This window comes from Streptomyces rapamycinicus NRRL 5491 (assembly GCF_024298965.1).
GTDB classification, from domain to species: domain Bacteria; phylum Actinomycetota; class Actinomycetes; order Streptomycetales; family Streptomycetaceae; genus Streptomyces; species Streptomyces rapamycinicus.
Genome location: NZ_CP085193.1, coordinates 2,351,709 through 2,369,116, shown reverse-complemented (window position 1 = coordinate 2,369,116; position 17,408 = coordinate 2,351,709). Strand labels below are relative to the sequence as shown.

Below are 17,408 nucleotides of genomic sequence, written 5' to 3'. Positions count from 1 at the left end.
CGGACGCGTCGTTCGGGGGCGCGTCCAGGCTCCGCCCGCGCCGACACGGGCGGAGCCGACGGGGAGGCTAGGCACGGCCACGTTGCGGGGACGTTGCGTCCCGGTGGCCGCCCCCTTGCCGCGGGGCACCGTGCTCATGACCGCCTTGGCGGCGCGGCGCTTCGCCCTCGTGGCCGCCCTGGTGGGCACCGCCCGGCAGCCCGTACAGCTCCCGCAGCCGCCGCACCCGCGCCGCCGGCGCCGCCCGCCCGGGCGCATGCGCCGGAAGGGTGGTCAGCAGCGTCTCCGCGACCTCCAGATCGTCCTCGCCCCACGGTGTCTGCGCCCAGCGCCGCAGCAGCTCAGGATCGCCGTGGGACAGCACGGCGCGCCGCAGCCCGTCCTCCAGCACCTGCCGCATCCGGCACACCCCCGGCGCCTCCGACAGCGGCAGCAGCGGCCCGGTGTACGCCCGCAGCGCCGTGTACGCGTCGCCGGAGGTCAACGCCTCGGCGGCGTCCCCCAGATCGGTGCGCACGGGTCCGCAGAGCCGGTACGGGCGCGAGCCCAGCAGCGGGCCCACCAGGCGGCGCAGCCGGGACAGCTCGGCCCGCAGCGTCACCGGGGAGCGGTCGTCGGCCCGGGGCCCGTACAGCTCGAGGGTCAGCCGGTCGCCCGAAAGACCCTCCGGATGGCCGGCCAGCAGCACCATGATCTCGCTGTGCCGCCGCCCGAGCCGCAGCCGCCGCCCGTCGACGGCCAGCAGCGCCTCGTCCCGCCCCAGCGCCGTCAGCGAGATCCGCGGCTCGCGGGTCCGCGGCACCTCCGCGCCCAGCTGGGCCTCGGCGGCGCGGGCGGTCGCCTGGACCAGGGCGAGGCTGTGCGGAGCGGCCAGATGGTCCCCGCCGGTGATGTCCACCGCGCCGAGCAGCCGCCCGGTGTGCGGGTCGTGGAGCGGGGCGGCGGCGCAGGTCCACGGCTGCACACTGCGGTTGAAGTGCTCGGTGGCGAAGATCTGCACCGCGTGGTCGACGGTGAGCGCCGTCCCGGGCGCGTTGGTGCCCGCGTGGCGCTCGTCCCAGCGCGCCCCGGCCACGAAGTTCATCCCCTCGGCCCGGTTCCGTATCCCCGCGTGCCCCTCCACCCACAGCAGCCGGCCCTGCTCGTCGCAGACCGCGAGCAGATGCGCCCCGTCGTAGGCGATGGTGCCCAGCAACTCCCGGAACAGCGGCATCACCCGGGCCAGCGGATGGTCCGCGCGGTAGGTGTCCAGCGCGTCGTCCGCCAGGTCGATCGGCGCCTTGCACTCCTGGGCGACCCGGGCGTCGGCCGAGCGCCGCCAGGACTCCGCCACCACCGGCCGTACGGCCGGACTCACCGCGCCCTCCGTCAGAAACGCCTCATGGGCGCGGCGCACGTCGCGGGTGCGCTCAGCGGGGTCGGTGCCTGACGCCATCGCCAGCCAGGGATTGACCATGGTGCCTCGCTCAGCGGTACGGAGGGGCGGAACGGGGAGGTGCGGAGTCTCAGGCTTTCACGGATCGGGCGGCGGGAGGAGTCGGCAGGTCAGGTATGCGCGGGCAGGGAGGGGGCGGGCACGACCGCGGGCGGGGAGGCATAGCCGCAGGAGTGGCAGATCTTCCACCCGTCCTGGTTCACGGCGAGTTGGCCGCCACAGCTCGGGCACTGCTCGGAGCTCATGATCGTTCCTTTGGTTCACGCGCGCGGAGCGGAGCGGGCCACCCGTGCGCTCAGATTTCCTTGCGGGGCGGATGCCCCGCAATAGCCAGAACAAGCCGCGTTGAGGTACGAGCCCCGGACAGAGCGCGTTCACAGGGGATTCGCGGCGTTACCGGGGGGTCTTCTCCACATACGCTCCTCGCGCCCCCTCGTGCGCCGCTTGAACGCTTGACACCGATGGGCGGGTTGTGCGCGGGCGCACGACGAAGCGGGCGGGGAGCCGGTGATGGCTCCCCGCCCGCGTCGATCAGGGGCGTTGCTGTGGGGTCAGCTGATGGACTTGATCAGCTCACCGTTCGCGGTGTCGCCGCTGAGCTCCCAGAAGAAGGTGCCGCCCAGGCCCTGCTGCTGCTTGTAGTTCATCTTCCCGGCGATGGTGGCGGGGGTGTCATAGCTCCACCACTGGTTGCCGCAGTGCGCGTAAGCCGTGCCCGCGACCGTGCCGGTCGCCGGGCAGGAGCCCTTGAGCACCTTGTAGTCCTCGATGCCCGCCTCGTAGGTGCCGGGTGCGGCGCCGGTCGCCGTGCCACCGGGGGCGTCCTGGGTGACACCGCTCCAGCCGCGTCCGTAGAAGCCGATGCCCAGCAGGAGCTTCGAGGCCGGGATGCCGAGGCCCTTGAGCTTGCTGATGGCGGCGTCGGTGTTGAAGCCCTGCTGCGGAATGCCGTTGTAGGAGTTGAGCGGGGAGTGCGGGGCGGTGGGGCCCTGTGCGGCCCACGCGCCGAAGAAGTCGTACGTCATGGGGTTGTACCAGTCGACGTAACTCGCGGCGCCCGCGTAGTCTGCGGCCTCGATCTTGCCGCCGGAGGAGGCGTCGGCCGTGATCGCCGCGGTCACCAGGTTGGACGAACCGAACTTGGCGCGCACGGCGGACATCAGGTTCTTGAAGGCGTCCTTACCGCTGGTGTCGCAGGAGAGGCCGCAGGCGTTGGGGTACTCCCAGTCGATGTCGATGCCGTCGAAGACATCCGCCCAGCGCGGGTCCTCGACCAGGTCGTAGCAGGACTGGGCGAAGGCCGCGGGGTTCTTGGCGGCCTCGGTGAACCCGGAGGACCAGGTCCAGCCGCCGAAGGACCACAGCACCTTCAGACCGGGGTGGAGCTTCTTGAGCTTGCGCAGCTGGTTGAAGTTGCCGCGCAGGGCGCCCGCGTCCCAGGTGTCGGCCTGGCCGTCGACGCTGCTCGCCGCGTCGTACGCCTTGTCGTAGTCGGCGTAGGCGTCGCCGATGGCGCACTTGCCGCCGGTGACATTGCCGAAGGCGTAGTTGATGTGGGTGAGCTTGGCGGCCGAGCCCGAGGTCTCGACGTTCTTGACGTGGTAGTTGCGCTGGTAGATGCCCCACTCGGTGAAGTAGCCGACCACCTTGTTCCCGGCGGCCTTCGTCGTGGGGGTCTTGGCGGCCTTGGAGGTGGCCTGGGGTATGTCGGCGCTCCGGGGTTCACCGGCCGCTGCCGAGCCCGCGAGCAGAGTGGCGGTCAGCACCGCCGTACAGATCGCCGCGAGCGCGGCGGACAGTCTGCCTGGTCTGAGCATGGAATCTCCTCGGTGGGGGGTGAGGGGAGAGTGAACTGCCCGACGACCTGCCCATAGCTTGACATGAACGCGCAGGGCAGGGTGGGGAAAAGGTAGAAGGACTAGACCAGTGGGGTCAATGGTCTGGGCCAATTTGCTCCATGCGTGCGACGTTGGTGGGAGTGCGTGGAGGAAGGTGGTGGGTGCCCATGTGCGAATTTGGTTGAAGATCGGGCGACCGGTACCGGAAGGCTCCGGATCGGGCATACTCCAACCGCCGCAGTGCAGGTCATACCGCTCGCGATCCGACGGGCCGACCGGACGGCGGCAGCATCACCGGTGGCGCCGCCTCACCCCGGCGTACGCCGCCGCAGCGCCTGACCAGGGGAGAGGAGAGCGCCGCCATGAACGATCACGGCCCACAGCCGGTGGAGCGTGAGCTGCCCACCGAAGAGGCCCGCGACCTGATCTCGCTCGTCCGCGAGCTGATCGAACGGGAGATCAAGCCCCGGGCCGCCGAGGAGGAGGCCGCCGGGCGCTTCCCCCGCGAGCTGTTCACCCTGCTGTCCGAGTCCGGGCTGCTGGGGCTGGTCCACCCCGAGGAGTTCGGCGGCGGCGACCAGCCGTACGCGGTCTACCTCCAGGTCCTCGAGGAGCTCGCCGCCGCGCGGCTGACCGTCGGCCTCGGCGTCAGCGTCCACACCCTGGCCTGCCACGCCCTCGCCGGCTACGGCAGCAAGGAGCAGCTGGCCGAGCACCTTCCCGCGATGCTGGGCGGCGGACTGCTCGGCGCGTACTGCCTCTCCGAGCCCTCCTCCGGCTCCGACGCGGCCGGGCTCACCACCCGGGCCACCCGCGACGGGGACACCTGGATCCTCGAGGGCACCAAGGCGTGGATCACCCACGGCGGCATCGCCGACTTCTACACCGTGCTCGCCCGCACCGGCCCCGAGCGCACCCGTGGCATCAGCGCCTTCCTCGTGCCCGCCGACACCCCCGGGCTCTCGGCGGCCGCACCCGAGCACAAGATGGGCATGGCCGGTTCGCCGACCGCCCAGATCCACCTCGACGGGGTGCGGGTCCCCGACGCCCGCCGCATCGGCGAGGAGGGCCAGGGGTTCGCGATCGCCCTGTCCGCCCTCGACGCGGGCCGGCTCGGCATCGCGGCCTGCGCCGTCGGCGTCGCCCAGGCGGCGCTGGACGAGGCGCTCGCGTACACCGCGCAGCGGCGGCAGTTCGGCCGGCCGATAGCCGACTTCCAGGGCTTGCGCTTCATGCTCGCCGACATGGCCACGCAGATCGAGGCCGGGCGCGCCCTGTACCTGACGGCGGCACGGCTGCGGGACGCGGGGCGGCCGTTCTCCAAGCAGGCGGCGATGGCCAAGCTGTTCTGCACGGACGCCGCGATGCGGATCACCACCGATGCCGTCCAACTGCTGGGCGGATACGGCTACACGGTGGACTTCCCGGTCGAGCGCTATATGCGCGAGGCGAAGGTCCTCCAGATCGTGGAGGGCACCAACCAGATCCAGCGGGTGGTCATCGCCCGCGCTCTCGCGGGACCTGAGGTCGGCTGAGGCCGGTGTTCCGGTTGGGGGTGCGGCTTGTTGCGCCCCCGCCGTTTCGCTACCCCCGTGTCACCGGGAAGCGCACCGGCCGGGAGCCGGGGCCGCCGAGGTGGGAGAACGGCTGCGTCCGCCAGTCCAGGCCCGCCGGAAGCGTCAGCAGCAGCGCGGCGTCCCGCTCGAACGCGTCCAGCGACGCGTCGGCGGGCTCGGCGTCGGCCACCCGGCGGCCGGTGCCGGCGCAGACCGTGAGCCCGAACGGGTCCCACGGGGACGAGCACAGCGCGTGCTCGGGAAGGACGTCCTCGTCGGCGAGGAGCGCGATGGGACGCGCGCAGTCCGGGCAGATCACCCGGAACATCTCATAGGTGTCGTGGATCTCGTGGATATCGATGTCGCCTGCGTCGAGGCGCTCGAGATGAGGCATGAGTTTCCCCCTCGGGTGGGCTGGCCAGGCGCGTCGGCCTCGACCACAGCAAGCATTTCCCTCGCGGCCGCATAGGTAATCGCCGCATCTCATAGGACACCCATGAGGGCATGTGGCGTTCGTCACATGCCCGGTGCAGGTGCGGCGTAGCGGCGCCTATGACCGCTGTGTCCACCCCGTGTCCACCCGGTGCCCACCCGTTGTGCCGGAGCCCTCCCGACCACATAAGGTGATCGGCTGTGGAGGAGTTGGACAGACAGATCGTGGAGCTGCTCGTCAAGGACGGCCGGATGAGCTACACGGACCTGGGCAAGGCCACCGGCCTGTCCACATCGGCCGTGCACCAGCGGGTACGCCGTCTCGAGCAGCGTGGCGTGATCCGCGGCTATGCCGCCGTCGTGGACCCCGAGGCCGTCGGGCTTCCCCTTACCGCGTTCATCTCGGTCAAACCCTTCGACCCCAGCGCGCCCGACGACATCTCCGAGCGGCTCGCCGAGGTGCCCGAGATCGAGGCGTGCCACAGCGTCGCGGGCGATGAGAACTACATCCTCAAGGTGCGCGTCGCGACCCCGCTGGAGCTGGAGCACCTGCTCAGCCGGATCCGCTCGCTGGCCGGTGTCTCCACCCGCACCACCGTGGTCCTCTCCACGCCCTACGAGGCGCGCCCGCCGCGCGTCTGAACGCCCTTCCGACACCCCTCGTCGCATACCCCCATCGAGGCAGCCCGCCGTGAACGACCCCGCCCCCGCCCAGGCCCCCGAAGGCCGTACCGTCCTGCTGCGCGGAGGTGAGGTCCACAGCCCCGCCGATCCGTTCGCGACCGCGATGGTCGTCGAGCGGGGCACCGTCGCCTGGGTCGGCTCCGAAGGGGCCGCGGACGGCTTCGCGGACGGTGTGGACGAGGTCATCCAGCTGGACGGGGCACTGGTGACGCCCGCCTTCACCGATGCGCATGTGCACACCACCGCGACCGGACTCGCCCTCACCGGACTCGATCTCACCGGCGCCCGTACGCTCCCCGACGCGCTGGAGCGGGTGCGCGCCCACGCCGCCGCCCACCCCGCCGACCGGGTGCTGCTCGGCCACGGCTGGGACGCCGCCCGCTGGCCCGAGGGGCGGCCGCCCTCCCGGGCCGAGCTGGACCAGGCGACCGGCGGCCGCCCCCTCTATCTCACCCGCATCGATGTGCACTCCGCCGTCGTCACCACCGCGCTCCTGGACCTCGTGCCCGGCGTGTCGGACCTGGCCGGGTACCACCCCGACACGCCGCTGACCGGCGCCGCCCACCACGCCGTACGCGCCGCCGCCCACGAGGTCATCACCGAGCGGCAGCGCGCCGACGCCCAGCGGGCCGCCCTCGCCCGCGCCGCCTCGCTCGGCATCGGCACCCTCCATGAATGCGCCGGGCCCGACATCTCCTCCGAGGACGACCTCACCGGGCTGCTCGAGATCGCCGCCGGGGAGCCGGGGCCGCGGGTGTACGGCTACTGGGCCGAGGCCGCGAGCAGCGCCTCCGACCTGGACAAGGTGCGCGAACTCGGCGCCATCGGCGCGGCGGGCGACCTCTTCGTCGACGGGGCGCTCGGCTCGCACACGGCGTGTCTCCACCAGCCCTACGCCGACACGCCGCACTCCGGCACCGCCTACCTGGACGCGGCGGCCGTCGCCGCCCACGTCACCGCCTGCACCGAGGCCGGGATCCAGGCCGGTTTCCACGCCATCGGCGACGCCGCCGTCACGGCCGTCGTGAAGGGCGTACGGGCCGCCGCCGACACGGTCGGGCCGGCCCGTGTGCGCGCCGCGCGGCACCGTGTCGAACACGCCGAGATGCTCACCCCCGAGACCATCGCGGCCTTCGCCGACCTCGGCCTCACCGCCTCCGTCCAGCCCGCCTTCGACGCCCTGTGGGGCGGCGAGGACGGCATGTACGCCCAGCGGCTCGGCCCCGGGCGGGCCCGCACCCTCAACCCCTACGCGGCGCTGCTGCGCGCCGGAGTGCCCCTGGCGCTCGGCTCCGACAGCCCCGTCACCCCGCTCGACCCCTGGGGCACCGTGCGCGCCGCCGCCTTCCACCGCACCCCGGAGCACCGGATCTCCGTCCGCGCCGCCTTCACAGCCCACACCCGCGGCGGCTGGCGGGCCGTCGGACGGGACGACGCGGGCGTCCTGGCGCCCGGCGCGCCCGCCGACTACGCGATCTGGCGGACGGGTGAGCTCATCGTGCAGGTGCCCGACACGCGGGTCGCCGGATGGTCCACCGACCCACGCTCCGGCACCCCCGGGCTCCCCGACCTCACTCCCGGCGGTCAACTGCCCGTCTGCGTGCGCACGGTGGTGGGCGGACGCACCGTCCACCTCCGGCCGGACGAGTGACGCGCGGGCGCCCCGTACCGCCGAACGATGAGCCCCCGGCCTGTCGTGGCATCTGAACACCGTCCGTACTGACCTGGTCATTTGGGGAAACGGCGCAGGTCATGTGGCTGTTGACAGGGTGCGGTCGGTGGCCGGTAGGTTCGGCCTCGTCCACCACAGGACGCCCGACCGGGGAATCTTCACGCAGTCGTCGAACGCCGCTGGGCCAGAGGGAGACGCGCCACCCGGTGCGCCACCACTGGGAGCCAGGTCCAGTGCACGGGGGCGAGGGAGGGATCGCCGGGTCGGCAGGTGCGACCCGGGAGGGGCCCGGACGCTCAGTAGACAACGGCTCTCGGTCGATCCGCAGCCAGCGGGTCCCAGGTCGGCCCGAAGGGCGTCGGGCCCCCACTCCGCACGCGCACACCGGCGGACCGCCCCCCGACGCGGGGGCGGGGCCGCCGCCGGGCGAGGGAACCCCCGCCATGGCCGAAGCGTTTCTCTACCCCGAGGTCACAATCCGCACCTCGGGACCACTTCCGCGCGCCCGCGTTATACGGTCACCTCACCACAGCACGACCTGTAGGAAGGCCGCACCGTGCCATCGGGTTCCGACACCACCGCCGAAGCCGCCCCCACCGGGCCGGACGCAGACCGACCGGGTCAGCGGACGACCGGCTCCGCCGCCACGCCGCCCACGGAGGGCGCCGATGGCGCCGAGGGCGGTGACGCTGTGGGGGGTCCTGATCCCGTCGAGGGCCGTGACGCCGTCGAGGGCGGCGAACCCCGCGCGACCGCGTCCGCCGCGTCCGGGACCGCGTCCACCGGGCCGGGGACCGCCTCCGCGCCGTCCGCCGGGGGGCGGCGGCCCGGTCGGCTGCGCCGCCTCGGCCTGCTGGCCCGCCGGGAGGCGCGGCGCAGCGCGCTCGCGGTGATCAGCGGGCTCGCGCTCGGCCTCGCCTTCCCGCCGTTCGGGGTGTGGCCGCTGTCCCTGGTGGCCGCCGCCGCCCTGGCCCTGCTCACCCACGGCCGGACCGCCCGCCAGGGCGCCTGGACGGGCTTCGCCTTCGGGGTGCCGTTCTTCCTGCTGCTGCTGAAGTGGCTCAGCGTGGTGGGCTGGGACGCGGTGGTGGGCCTGTCCATCATCGAGGCGGCCTTCCTCGCGCTGATGGGCGCGGGCCTGGCCCTGGTCTCCCGGCTGCCCGTACCGGCCCTGTGGCCGCTGTGGACGGCCTGTCTGTGGGTCGCCGAGGAGTGGGCCCGCGACCGGGTGCCCTTCGGCGGCTTCCCGTGGGGCCGGCTGGCCTTCGCCAACACCGGCTCGCCCTACACCCCGCTCGCCGCGCTGGGCGGCGCCCCGCTGGTCACCTTCGGCGTCGCCCTGACGGGCGGAGCGCTCGCGGGTGCCGCGCTCACCCTGTGGCGGCTGCGCGGCGCCGGGGGCTTCTCGGCGCGCCGCGCCCTGCCCGCCGCCGGGGCCGTGGCCGTCGCGGCCGCCGTGACGGCCGCCGGATTCGCGGTGCCCATCCCCACCGCCGCCGACGACTCGGTCGACATCGCCGTCGTCCAGGGCAATGTGCAGCAGCCCGGTATGGACTTCCTGGGCCGCCCGATGATGATCCTCGACAACCATGTGAAGGCGACCCTGAACCTGGCTAAGGACGTCAAGGCGGGCCGGATCGCCAAGCCCGATCTCGTCATATGGCCGGAAAACGCCTCCGACCTCGATCCCTTCCAGTATCGGGAGGCATACGCCCGGATTGACGAGGCCGTGCGGGCGATCGGCGTTCCGGTGCTGGTCGGCGCCCTGGTCGACCATCCGACCAAACAGGGCTATGTGGAGAACCAGGGCATCGTCTGGGACCCGAAGAGCGGCCCCGGCGCCTCGTACACCAAGCAGCACCCGGTGCCCTTCGGCGAGTACGTCCCCTTCCGCCAGGAGCTCAGCAAGGTCATCACCCGGCTGCAGCGGGTGCCGCGCGACTTCTACCCCGGCGACCACACCGGTGTGCTGAACGTCGGCCCGGCGCGGCTCGGCGATGTGATCTGCTTCGAGGTCGCCTACGACGAGATCGTGCGCGACACGGTCAACGCGGGCGCCCGGGCGATCGTCGTCCAGACCAACAACGCCACCTATGGACGCAGCGGCCAGCCCGAGCAGCAGCTGGTCATGTCCAAGCTGAGGGCGATCGAACACGGTCGGCCGGTGATCACCGCGGCCACCAGCGGGATCAGCGCAGTGGTCGCCCCGGATGGCACGATCGAGCAGCGGACGAAAGAATTCACGCAAGATGTGCTCACCGCGCGCATCCCGCTGCGTGACGGCAAGACCCTGGCCGACCGCGTCGGTGCGACCCCCGAGTGGGTGCTCGCTATGGTGGGCGTTCTGTCCTGCGCGGCCGCGATCATGATCGGCCGTCGGGGACGTACGGACGAGAAGGGGCAGTAGCCGTGAGCGACGCACGCGAGGCCGAGGAGCCTGGCACCAAGGCCGACGAGCCGAGCGCGAAGGCCGAGGAGGCCGGCGCCGAGGCTGGGGAGCCGCGCCGTAGCAACGAGGGCCAGGACGACGGTGGCCGGCGGAAGTACGGTCCGCTCGGTACGACCTTGGTGATCATCCCGACCTACAACGAGGCGGAGAACATCAAGCCGATCGTCGCGCGGGTCCGGGAGTCGGTTCCGGACGCGCACATCCTCGTCGCGGACGACAACAGCCCGGACGGCACGGGCAAGGTCGCCGATGAGCTGGCTGCCGAGGACGACCACGTCAAGGTCTTGCACCGCAAGGGCAAGGAGGGCCTCGGCGCCGCCTATCTGGCCGGGTTCCGCTGGGGCATCGAGCACGGCTACGGCGTGCTGGTGGAGATGGACGCCGACGGCTCCCACCAGCCCGAGGAGTTGCCCCGGCTGCTCACCGCGCTCAAGGGCGCGGATCTGGTGATCGGCTCCCGCTGGGTGCCCGGCGGCCGCATCGTCAACTGGCCCAAGTCCCGCGAGTTCATCTCCCGGGGCGGCAGCACCTACTCCCGTCTGCTCCTCGACGTCCCGATCCGCGACATGACGGCGGGTTACCGGGCGTTCCGCAAGGAGACGCTCGAGGGCATCGGCATGGACGAGGTCGCCTCCCAGGGCTACTGCTTCCAGATCGACCTGGCCTGGCGGGCCATCAAGGCGGGCTTCCACGTCATCGAGGTCCCGGTCACCTTCATCGAACGCGAGCGCGGCGAGAGCAAGATGAGCCGCGACATCGTCACGGAGGCGGCCTGGCGGGTGATGTCCTGGGGCGTGGGCTCGCGGGTCAACAAGGTGCTGGGCCGCAAGGACTCCACGGAGTCCTAGGCCCGGATCCCGGACCCGGGCCCGTTCTCCGATCCCCGCGGCCGGGGATCCTCGCGGCCGGGCGACGCTCCGCTCGGAGTAGTCCCGCGAGCGATGTTCCGCCCCGTACCGGACACTTGAGGCGGAAGGAGGCGGAACATGGCCAAAGCGACCGCCAAGAGCGGGAAGACGTCGGGGCGCCGTATGGCGGCCCGCGGGGGCGCCAAGTCGGGCGGCATGGAGACGCGGACCAAGGAGGACCTGTACCGCGAGGCCCAGAAGGCGGGCATCGAGGGCAGATCCCAGATGTCCAAGAGCCAGCTGATCTCGGCACTGCGCCACCGCTGACCCATGGGACCGGGCGCGCCCCGGTCCCGGCGGCTCAGTGGACCCCCGGGACGGTCAGCACCGTGAGCAGCGCCGTCCCGGCGATCAGCCAGGCGACGTAGTCGCCGATATGCCCGGACTGCAGTCGTCGTACGGGCGCGAGTAGCGCGGCCGTCCCGGTGTGGACCGGCCGCCGCACCGCCAGTGTGGCCAGGGTGATGGCGAGGGCCGCGGAGAGCAGCCCGAGCAGGATCCCGGTCAGCTGCCAGTGCGGTGGCGGATGCGCCGGGGCGGCCGCGGCGTGTCCGTCGAGGACCGTCCGGCGGTAGCCGCCGGTGTCAGTGAACAGCGCCCCGGCCCGGCCGACCGCGGACCCGACGGCCGGGATCACCCCGAGGGCCAGCGACGCGGCCAGCAGCGCGGCGGGCACCGCCAGCAGTGGCACCGGGATGCGCCCGAGGCGGCCGCGGGTCTCGGGCTCCTCCTCGCCGGTGGTCTCCGGGCCGCCCTCCTCCTCGTCCCGGGGCCGCCGGCCCACTCCGGCGAAGATCCGCAGCCCGGCGCGCAGCACCGCGCCCCCGGTCACCGCCGACACCAGGACGTAGAGCGCGGGCAGCCATCCGGCGGTGTGCCCCGCGGCCTCCTCCGCGGCGGCCTTGCCGAGCCCGGAGCCGAACGGCGGCAGCCCGCACAGGCCCAGCCCGCCCACCGCGAACAGCACGCCGACCGCCGGCAGTTCCCGGGCCCGGCCGAACAGCTCGTGCTCGTCCACGGTCGCGTACCGGTCCAGCAGCACCCCGGCGCAGGCGAAGAGCGCCGCCTTCACACCCGCGTGGCCCAGCACGTACAGCGCGGTGCCCGAGATCCCCTCGGGGGTCAGCACGGCGACGCCGATCAGGAACAGCCCGGTGTGGGCCACGGTCGACAACGCCAGCAGCCGTTTGAGATGGCGCTGCTGCCAGCACATCACCGCGCCCAGGAGCGCCGTGAGGACGCCCAGCACCAGCAGGGCGCGGGTGAAGTCGGGGTGGGAGAGCCCTCCGGGTCCGGAGAAGACCGTCCAGTAGACCCGGGCGACCCCGTAGACACCGAGCTCCACCATCACCCCGGACAGCAGCATGCACACCGGTGTCGGGGCGACCGCGTGTGCGTCGGGCAGCCAGAAGTGGAACGGAACGGCGGCCGCCTTCACCAGCAGCCCGGTGGTCACCAGGACGAACGCGGCGAGCACCGGCCCGTCCGGCCCGTCCGTGTCCAGCCTCCGCCCGATCTGGGCGAACCCCAGTTCCCCGGTGCGCGCGTAGAGCAGTGTGACGCCCAGCAAGGTGACGTAGCCGCCGAGGGAGTTCACCACCCCGAAGGCCAGCGCGCCCTGCAGCGGTTTGGGGTCCTCCACGCGGAAGCCGGTCAGCGCGTAGGCGACCACGCCCATCAGCTCGAAGGAGACGAAGGCGTTGAACAGGTCGCCGGTCAGCGCGAAACCGCACATGCCCGCCTGGAACACCAGGATCAGCGCGGGGAAGGAGCCGGTGTGACGGCGCGGCGGCTCCTCGAAGTAGCGCCAGGAGTAGACGAGGACGGCGACGACGAGCAGCGAGACCAGCGCCGCGAGCCCGGCCCCCAGTGGATCGCCGACCAGCACGATGCCCACCCGCCGCCAGCCGCCCACCCACTCCACCGGATACGTCCCCGGTCCGGGACGGCCGGCCCGGAACAGCACCAGGAGCGCCGTGGCGGCGGTGGCGGCGGCGAAGGCGCAGCCGACGATGTCGGAGACCAGCCGGGGCAGCCGCCGTCCGGTGGCCACCAGCACCGCCGCGCCCAGCAGCGGCAGCGCCACCACCAGCGGCAGCAGTCGCGTGGTGTCCACCCGGTCAGCCCTTCAGCTCGGACAGGGCGTCCGGGTCGACCGTGCCATGGCGTTTGCGGAGCTGGACGACGAGCGCGAGCAGCAGCGCGGTCACGGTCGCGCCCACCACGATGTCGGTGAGGGTGAGCGCCTGGACGACCGGGTCGACCACCCGGCTGTTCGTGGGCGCGTCGGCGAAGACCGGGGCGGTGCCGCCGTTCCGGTAGCCCACGGCGAGCAGCAGTACATAGGTGGAGGACTGGGTGACGGCCAGGCATCCCACGGCATGGATGAGGTCCCGGCTGGTCACCAGCCCGTACACACCGATCAGAAAGATCCATCCGGCGACCAGATACGGCAGGACCGTCACGCTCGCTACCTCTCGTCGTCTCCATTGCCCCCGCTGCCCCCGCTGCCCCCGCTGCCTCCCGTGTGCCGCGGGTTCCCGTCGTCTTCCCCGGGCTCCTCGATCTCCACCGCCTGGTCCAGGAACCGGGCCAGCAGGACCACGATCCCGCTGGTGACCTCCAGGCCGACGGCCGCGTTGAGCACCATCGCCGTGCCGCCGGAGGACAGGGTCGCGAGGGTGCCGAAGGGCAGGACGTTGGTCAGGAACGCCGACCCCGCGAGGACGGCCGCGAACCCGGTGATCACGTACGCCGCCTCCCCGGCGGCCTCCCCGATCTCGTAGAGCGTCAGCGGGCGGACCCGCTCCAGGGCCCGGTAGTCGGCGGCGATGTAGAGCAGATGCAGCGCGGTGGCCGTGACCACCCCGCCCTGGAAGCCGCCGCCCGGGCTGATCTGGCCGTGCGCGATCACATAGAGGCCCACCAGCAGCGCGAGCGGCAGCGTCAGCAGCGCGAACCGGCGCACCGGGGGATGGATCGTGGCGGGCTCGGGATCCTTACGGTGCTCGTCCCGGGCCTGGCGGAGCAGCACCACGGTGCCGATGACGGCCGAGAAGAGGATGGTCTCCTCGCCGAGCGTGTCGAAGGCGCGCAGATCGAAGTTGACGGACGCGATCACATTGGCCGTGTGATGGCTCAGGGCGGCGTGCATGGCCCGGGCGCCGTACGGGTGGGGGACGGTGCCGAACGCCGGCAGGTCGAAGCAGGCCGCGGCGAACAGCGCGGCGAACCCGGCGGCGCCCACCAGGAAGACCCACAGCCGGACCCGGGAACTCATCGCTCCCGGCCCGCCGGCTTGTCCACGCCGTCGTCGCTCCCCGGGCGGCGCCGCACCTTGCGCACGGTCAGCAGGATCATCAGGGGCGTCACCGCGGAGCCGACGGCGAGCTGCGAGAGCGCGACGTCCGGCGCCTGGAGGAAGGTGAACAGCAGGGCAAGCGCCAGCCCGAGGAAGGACAGCACCAGCGCCTGCCGCACCGGGTCCCGGTTGAGCACGGCGGCGGTGGCGGCGCCCGCGACCAGCAGCAGGGCCACGACGATCAGCACATCGGTCATGCCGTGACGCCCCCCTTACCGCCGCGGCCGCTGGTCACCACGCTGCCCGCGATCAGCAGCGCGCCGATCAGCAGCAGCTTCACCATGGCCCGGCCGGGCGCGGCCGCCGCGCACAGCGGCAGCACCGTGGCGGGCACCCCCACCAGCGCCGTCCAGCGCACCAGCCGGGAGTCGGGCAGGACGTCCAGGAAGCGGGCGTAGATCAGCGTGCCGGTGGGCCCGAGCACGCTGACCACCAGCGCCACATCGTTGTACGAGGTCCGGTGGAAGCCCCGCGCGGCAAGCAGCAGCACCAGACCGGCCAGCAGCGAGGTGAGGTTCTGGCCGATCAGCCGGTCCCTCGGCGAGCCGTAGGCGATCCGCCACAGCACCGGTAGGAGCGCGAGCAGCGGCACCAGCGCCGCCGCCAGCCAGCCGTCGGAAGTGCTCACCGGTCCGTCACCGCCCGGCGCCCGGCGCGCGCGAGCACGGCGGCGGCCAGCGCGGAGGCCGACCCGACCAGGAGCTCCAGGGGGTCCACGGTGCTGATCAGCACCAGCCAGATCCCGGTCAGCGCCGCCCACCACACGAGGACCTCCAGCACAGCCGTCATTCGACACCTCCGTCGGCGGCGGGTACCCGGCCCGCCGCCGCCGATACCTCGCGTCTTCGCGGATTCCGCCCGGTCTCCTCGAGGACTCCTGGACCCATCGGGACCCCTCGCGCGTTGGAACCGATGAGATCCCCTCGATCCCCTTGGCCATGCGACCCGCGCTCCGCATCGGTCACGGGCCCCGGCACACTTGGAGGCATGATGACCGGCGCATCGCAGCAGAGCGACCCGACCCGCCCGAAGCGCTCACGCGCCCGCACCTTCGTACCGCTGGGGATCGCCGCCTGGCTGGTGCTGGAGATCTGGCTGCTGACCCTGGTGGCGGACGTCGCCGGCGGGCTGACCGTCTTCCTGCTGCTGGTCGCGGGCGTGGTGGTGGGCGGGGCCGTGGTCAAGCGGGGCGGCCGCCGGGCGTGGCAGAGCCTGGCCGGGTCGATGCGGCCGGGCGCCGAGGAGCCCGCCGCGCGGCCGGGAAGCTCCTTCACGATGCTCGGCGGGCTGCTGCTCATGGTGCCGGGGCTGATCTCGGACGTGGCCGCGCTGGTATGCCTGTTCCCGCCGACCCGGGCACTGCTGCGGCGCCGCGCGGAGAGCGCGCTGTCGCGCCGGATGGGCTTCGTCCCCGGATCGCCGTCCGACCCCTTCCGCCAGGCCCGTGAGCAGTGGGAGCGCCGGGACGGGCAGGAGCGGCCGGAGCAGGGCACCGTCATCCGGGGCGAGGTGATACGGGACGGGGACGACCGGGACCGGGACGGCGACGGAGAGCCGGGCCCCGGGCTGCGGCCGCGCGACCGGGGCTGAGACACGGCCCAGCGGGCGCGAAGGGCATACCCCAGCTGGCCCGAAGGGCACACAAGGGCCGGGGCCACTGCTCGGCAGTGGCCCCGGCCCTTGTACTTCAGTTGTTATCTCAAGTCTGCCGCTCGGTTCAGGCAGACTTACGGGTGTCCCGCGGATGCACGGCGATGTTCATGGCACCGGAGCGCAGAACCGCCAGCCGCTCGGCCAGCACCTCCTCCAGCTCCTCGCGGGTGCGCCGCTCCATGAGCATGTCCCAATGCGTGCGCGCGGGCTTGCCCTTCTTCTCCTCTGGACCATCGCCGTCGACAAGGAGTGCCATGGCGCCGCACGCCTTGCACTCCCACTCCGGCGGGATCTCCGCCTCTACCGAGAACGGCATCTCGAATCGATGGCCGTTCTGGCATGCGTACTCCACCGCCTGGCGCGGTGCCAGATCGATGCCGCGGTCGGTCTCGTAGCTGGTCACCACGAGTCGCGTGCCGCGAAGAGCTCGCTCACTCATGAATCGTGCCTCCCGGGCTTGTCGCCCACAGGACAGGTGTCGCTGTCGTCGTCATCCGGTCAACGTCCGGTCGGCGGTGAAGATTCCCGTATTGGGACATGCGTCGCCCGTCGTGCCGCCCCGTTGTTCTACCCACAGGCGCCCGGTTTGTCACATCTGGCAGCAGATGTCACCCAGCGTTTCTGGTACTTTAGCGCGCAGTAACGGTCCGCCTGGTAGGCCAAGGGCGTACACTACCGCCCCGACGGCCCCAGCCCTAAATCAGGTCCCGGACCTGGGTCTCGGCGCCGCCGCGCGCCACGATCCCAGAGCCCGTCCCGGCGGGTGCGGGGATCGCGAAGACACGCAGGAAGAACTGCGACAGCGGCCCGATGGCCAGCGCGAACAGCACCGTGCCCACCCCCACCGAGCCGCCCAGCACGAAGCCGGTGACCAGCACCGCCAGCTCGATCCCGGTCCGCACCAGCCGGATCGACCACCCGGTGCGCCGGTGCAGCCCCGTCATCAGCCCGTCCCGCGGGCCCGGCCCGAACCTCGCCGAGATGTAGAGCCCGGTGGCCGCCCCGCACAGCACGATCGCGAAGAGCAGCAGCGGAATCCGCACCGCCAGCGCCTCCGGCTCCGGTATCAGCCACAGTGTGCCGTCCATCACAGGCCCGATCACCAGCACGTTCGACACCGTGCCAAGACCCGGTCGCTGGCGCAGCGGGAGCCACAGCAGCAGCGTGGCGACGCCGACGACGACCGTCACCGTGCCGATCGACAGCGAGATGTGCTCGGAGACGCCCTGGTGGAAGGCGTCCCACGGGTCGAGACCGAGCATGGCACGCAACTGGAGCCCCATGGACACGCCGTAGAGCACCAGCCCCACGTAGAGCTGGGCAAGACGGCGTGGAAGGCGGCGGCGTGGAAGGTCGGACAACGCGTGCTCCTGGTGTGAGTGGCCTGCGGCATGTCACTCTGTGGCCCGGAACCAGTCCA

At 72.5% G+C, this 17,408-nt stretch carries 19 protein-coding genes; 7 read left to right on the top strand and 12 right to left on the bottom strand.

Translation table 11 applies throughout. The features are described from left to right. Window positions 1–67: 67 nt before the first annotated feature. The 3 genes from LIV37_RS09670 to LIV37_RS09665 form a co-directional block, all read right to left on the bottom strand. Entirely contained in the window at window positions 68–1,456 is a 1,389-nt protein-coding gene (locus tag LIV37_RS09670; RefSeq protein ID WP_020866928.1) for a GAF domain-containing protein, read from the bottom strand. An 89-nt stretch (window positions 1,457–1,545) separates the two neighbouring features. Further along, entirely contained in the window at window positions 1,546–1,680 is a 135-nt protein-coding gene (locus LIV37_RS51715) for a hypothetical protein (RefSeq protein ID WP_020866927.1), read from the bottom strand. Between the two features lie 306 nt (window positions 1,681–1,986). Further along, complete coding sequence (locus LIV37_RS09665) at window positions 1,987–3,252, bottom strand: glycoside hydrolase family 18 protein (protein WP_020866926.1); 1,266 nt, start codon at window positions 3,250–3,252, stop codon at window positions 1,987–1,989. Window positions 3,253–3,635: 383 nt separating this feature from the next. On the opposite strand from LIV37_RS09665, the gene LIV37_RS09660 reads away from it, so the two are divergent. After that, window positions 3,636–4,808, top strand: coding sequence for an acyl-CoA dehydrogenase family protein (locus LIV37_RS09660; protein ID WP_020866925.1), 1,173 nt, complete (start codon window positions 3,636–3,638; stop codon window positions 4,806–4,808). A gap of 49 nt (window positions 4,809–4,857) precedes the next feature. Here the strand turns inward: LIV37_RS09660 and LIV37_RS09655 are convergent, their stop codons facing one another. After that, on the bottom strand, window positions 4,858–5,223 hold the full coding sequence (locus LIV37_RS09655; protein ID WP_020866924.1) for a hypothetical protein: 366 nt from the start codon (window positions 5,221–5,223) through the stop codon (window positions 4,858–4,860). A gap of 239 nt (window positions 5,224–5,462) precedes the next feature. Here LIV37_RS09655 and LIV37_RS09650 point away from each other — a divergent pair, with 239 nt between their 5' ends. From LIV37_RS09650 to LIV37_RS09630, 5 genes are all read left to right on the top strand, one after another. Then, a complete protein-coding gene (locus LIV37_RS09650) occupies window positions 5,463–5,903 on the top strand; it encodes an Lrp/AsnC family transcriptional regulator (protein WP_020866923.1) in 441 nt (146 codons plus the stop codon). Between the two features lie 145 nt (window positions 5,904–6,048). After that, window positions 6,049–7,596, top strand: coding sequence for an amidohydrolase (locus LIV37_RS09645; RefSeq protein WP_243146467.1), 1,548 nt, complete (start codon window positions 6,049–6,051; stop codon window positions 7,594–7,596). 577 nt (window positions 7,597–8,173) lie between these two features. After that, window positions 8,174–10,024 carry an apolipoprotein N-acyltransferase gene (gene lnt / locus LIV37_RS09640; protein ID WP_121825651.1) on the top strand — a complete coding sequence of 617 codons (1,851 nt, stop codon included), beginning with the start codon at window positions 8,174–8,176 and terminating at the stop codon, window positions 10,022–10,024. Between the two features lie 158 nt (window positions 10,025–10,182). Beyond that, window positions 10,183–10,914: a polyprenol monophosphomannose synthase gene (locus LIV37_RS09635; protein WP_214663340.1), complete on the top strand. Its 732-nt coding sequence runs from the start codon at window positions 10,183–10,185 to the stop codon at window positions 10,912–10,914. Between the two features lie 138 nt (window positions 10,915–11,052). Next, the gene (locus tag LIV37_RS09630; protein ID WP_020866919.1) at window positions 11,053–11,241 is read left to right on the top strand and encodes a Rho termination factor N-terminal domain-containing protein; all 189 of its coding nucleotides are present in this window, start codon (window positions 11,053–11,055) and stop codon (window positions 11,239–11,241) included. 34 nt (window positions 11,242–11,275) lie between these two features. Here LIV37_RS09630 and LIV37_RS09625 read toward each other — a convergent pair whose 3' ends face one another. Genes LIV37_RS09625 through LIV37_RS09600 form a run of 6 tightly spaced genes read right to left on the bottom strand, consistent with a single transcriptional unit; the run spans window position 11,276 to window position 15,124 of the window. Then, window positions 11,276–13,090 (bottom strand): complex I subunit 5 family protein, encoded by a 1,815-nt coding sequence (locus LIV37_RS09625; protein ID WP_020866918.1) that lies wholly within the window; start codon window positions 13,088–13,090, stop codon window positions 11,276–11,278. Window positions 13,091–13,094: 4 nt separating this feature from the next. Further along, window positions 13,095–13,439 (bottom strand): sodium:proton antiporter, encoded by a 345-nt coding sequence (locus tag LIV37_RS09620; RefSeq protein WP_020866917.1) that lies wholly within the window; start codon window positions 13,437–13,439, stop codon window positions 13,095–13,097. Between the two features lie 5 nt (window positions 13,440–13,444). After that, complete coding sequence (locus tag LIV37_RS09615; RefSeq protein ID WP_020866916.1) at window positions 13,445–14,254, bottom strand: MnhB domain-containing protein; 810 nt, start codon at window positions 14,252–14,254, stop codon at window positions 13,445–13,447. Continuing rightward, entirely contained in the window at window positions 14,251–14,532 is a 282-nt protein-coding gene (locus LIV37_RS09610; protein WP_020866915.1) for a Na(+)/H(+) antiporter subunit B, read from the bottom strand. Before LIV37_RS09610 ends, LIV37_RS09615 begins: the two co-directional genes overlap by 4 nt. Then, entirely contained in the window at window positions 14,529–14,963 is a 435-nt protein-coding gene (locus LIV37_RS09605) for an MrpF/PhaF family protein (protein WP_020866914.1), read from the bottom strand. The genes LIV37_RS09610 and LIV37_RS09605 overlap by 4 nt, the downstream gene beginning before the upstream one ends. Further along, complete coding sequence (locus tag LIV37_RS09600; RefSeq protein WP_020866913.1) at window positions 14,960–15,124, bottom strand: hypothetical protein; 165 nt, start codon at window positions 15,122–15,124, stop codon at window positions 14,960–14,962. The genes LIV37_RS09605 and LIV37_RS09600 overlap by 4 nt, the downstream gene beginning before the upstream one ends. A 198-nt stretch (window positions 15,125–15,322) precedes the next feature. On the opposite strand from LIV37_RS09600, the gene fxsA reads away from it, so the two are divergent. Continuing rightward, entirely contained in the window at window positions 15,323–15,925 is a 603-nt protein-coding gene (fxsA, locus tag LIV37_RS09595) for an FxsA family membrane protein (protein WP_373920602.1), read from the top strand. A gap of 127 nt (window positions 15,926–16,052) precedes the next feature. On the opposite strand, the gene LIV37_RS09590 is transcribed toward fxsA, so the two are convergent. Next, entirely contained in the window at window positions 16,053–16,427 is a 375-nt protein-coding gene (locus LIV37_RS09590; protein ID WP_014056358.1) for an RNA polymerase-binding protein RbpA, read from the bottom strand. Between the two features lie 256 nt (window positions 16,428–16,683). Next, window positions 16,684–17,349 carry a membrane protein YczE gene (gene yczE / locus LIV37_RS09585; RefSeq protein ID WP_020866910.1) on the bottom strand — a complete coding sequence of 222 codons (666 nt, stop codon included), beginning with the start codon at window positions 17,347–17,349 and terminating at the stop codon, window positions 16,684–16,686. Window positions 17,350–17,408: the final 59 nt, after the last annotated feature.

Bases quoted from the DNA above. Each gene is read 5' to 3' on its own strand.
- LIV37_RS09630 (WP_020866919.1), top strand. From the start codon at position 11,053: ATGGCCAAAGCGACCGCCAAGAGCGGGAAGACGTCGGGGCGCCGTATG.
- LIV37_RS09615 (WP_020866916.1), bottom strand. From the start codon at position 14,254: ATGAGTTCCCGGGTCCGGCTGTGGGTCTTCCTGGTGGGCGCCGCCGGG.
- LIV37_RS09665 (WP_020866926.1), bottom strand. From the start codon at position 3,252: ATGCTCAGACCAGGCAGACTGTCCGCCGCGCTCGCGGCGATCTGTACG.
- LIV37_RS09670 (WP_020866928.1), bottom strand. From the start codon at position 1,456: ATGGTCAATCCCTGGCTGGCGATGGCGTCAGGCACCGACCCCGCTGAG.
- LIV37_RS09610 (WP_020866915.1), bottom strand. From the start codon at position 14,532: ATGACCGATGTGCTGATCGTCGTGGCCCTGCTGCTGGTCGCGGGCGCC.
- LIV37_RS09645 (WP_243146467.1), top strand. From the start codon at position 6,049: ATGGTCGTCGAGCGGGGCACCGTCGCCTGGGTCGGCTCCGAAGGGGCC.
- LIV37_RS09655 (WP_020866924.1), bottom strand. From the start codon at position 5,223: ATGCCTCATCTCGAGCGCCTCGACGCAGGCGACATCGATATCCACGAG.
- LIV37_RS09590 (WP_014056358.1), bottom strand. From the start codon at position 16,427: ATGAGTGAGCGAGCTCTTCGCGGCACGCGACTCGTGGTGACCAGCTAC.
- LIV37_RS09660 (WP_020866925.1), top strand. From the start codon at position 3,636: ATGAACGATCACGGCCCACAGCCGGTGGAGCGTGAGCTGCCCACCGAA.
- LIV37_RS09600 (WP_020866913.1), bottom strand. From the start codon at position 15,124: ATGACGGCTGTGCTGGAGGTCCTCGTGTGGTGGGCGGCGCTGACCGGG.
- fxsA (WP_373920602.1), top strand. From the start codon at position 15,323: ATGATGACCGGCGCATCGCAGCAGAGCGACCCGACCCGCCCGAAGCGC.
- LIV37_RS51715 (WP_020866927.1), bottom strand. From the start codon at position 1,680: ATGAGCTCCGAGCAGTGCCCGAGCTGTGGCGGCCAACTCGCCGTGAAC.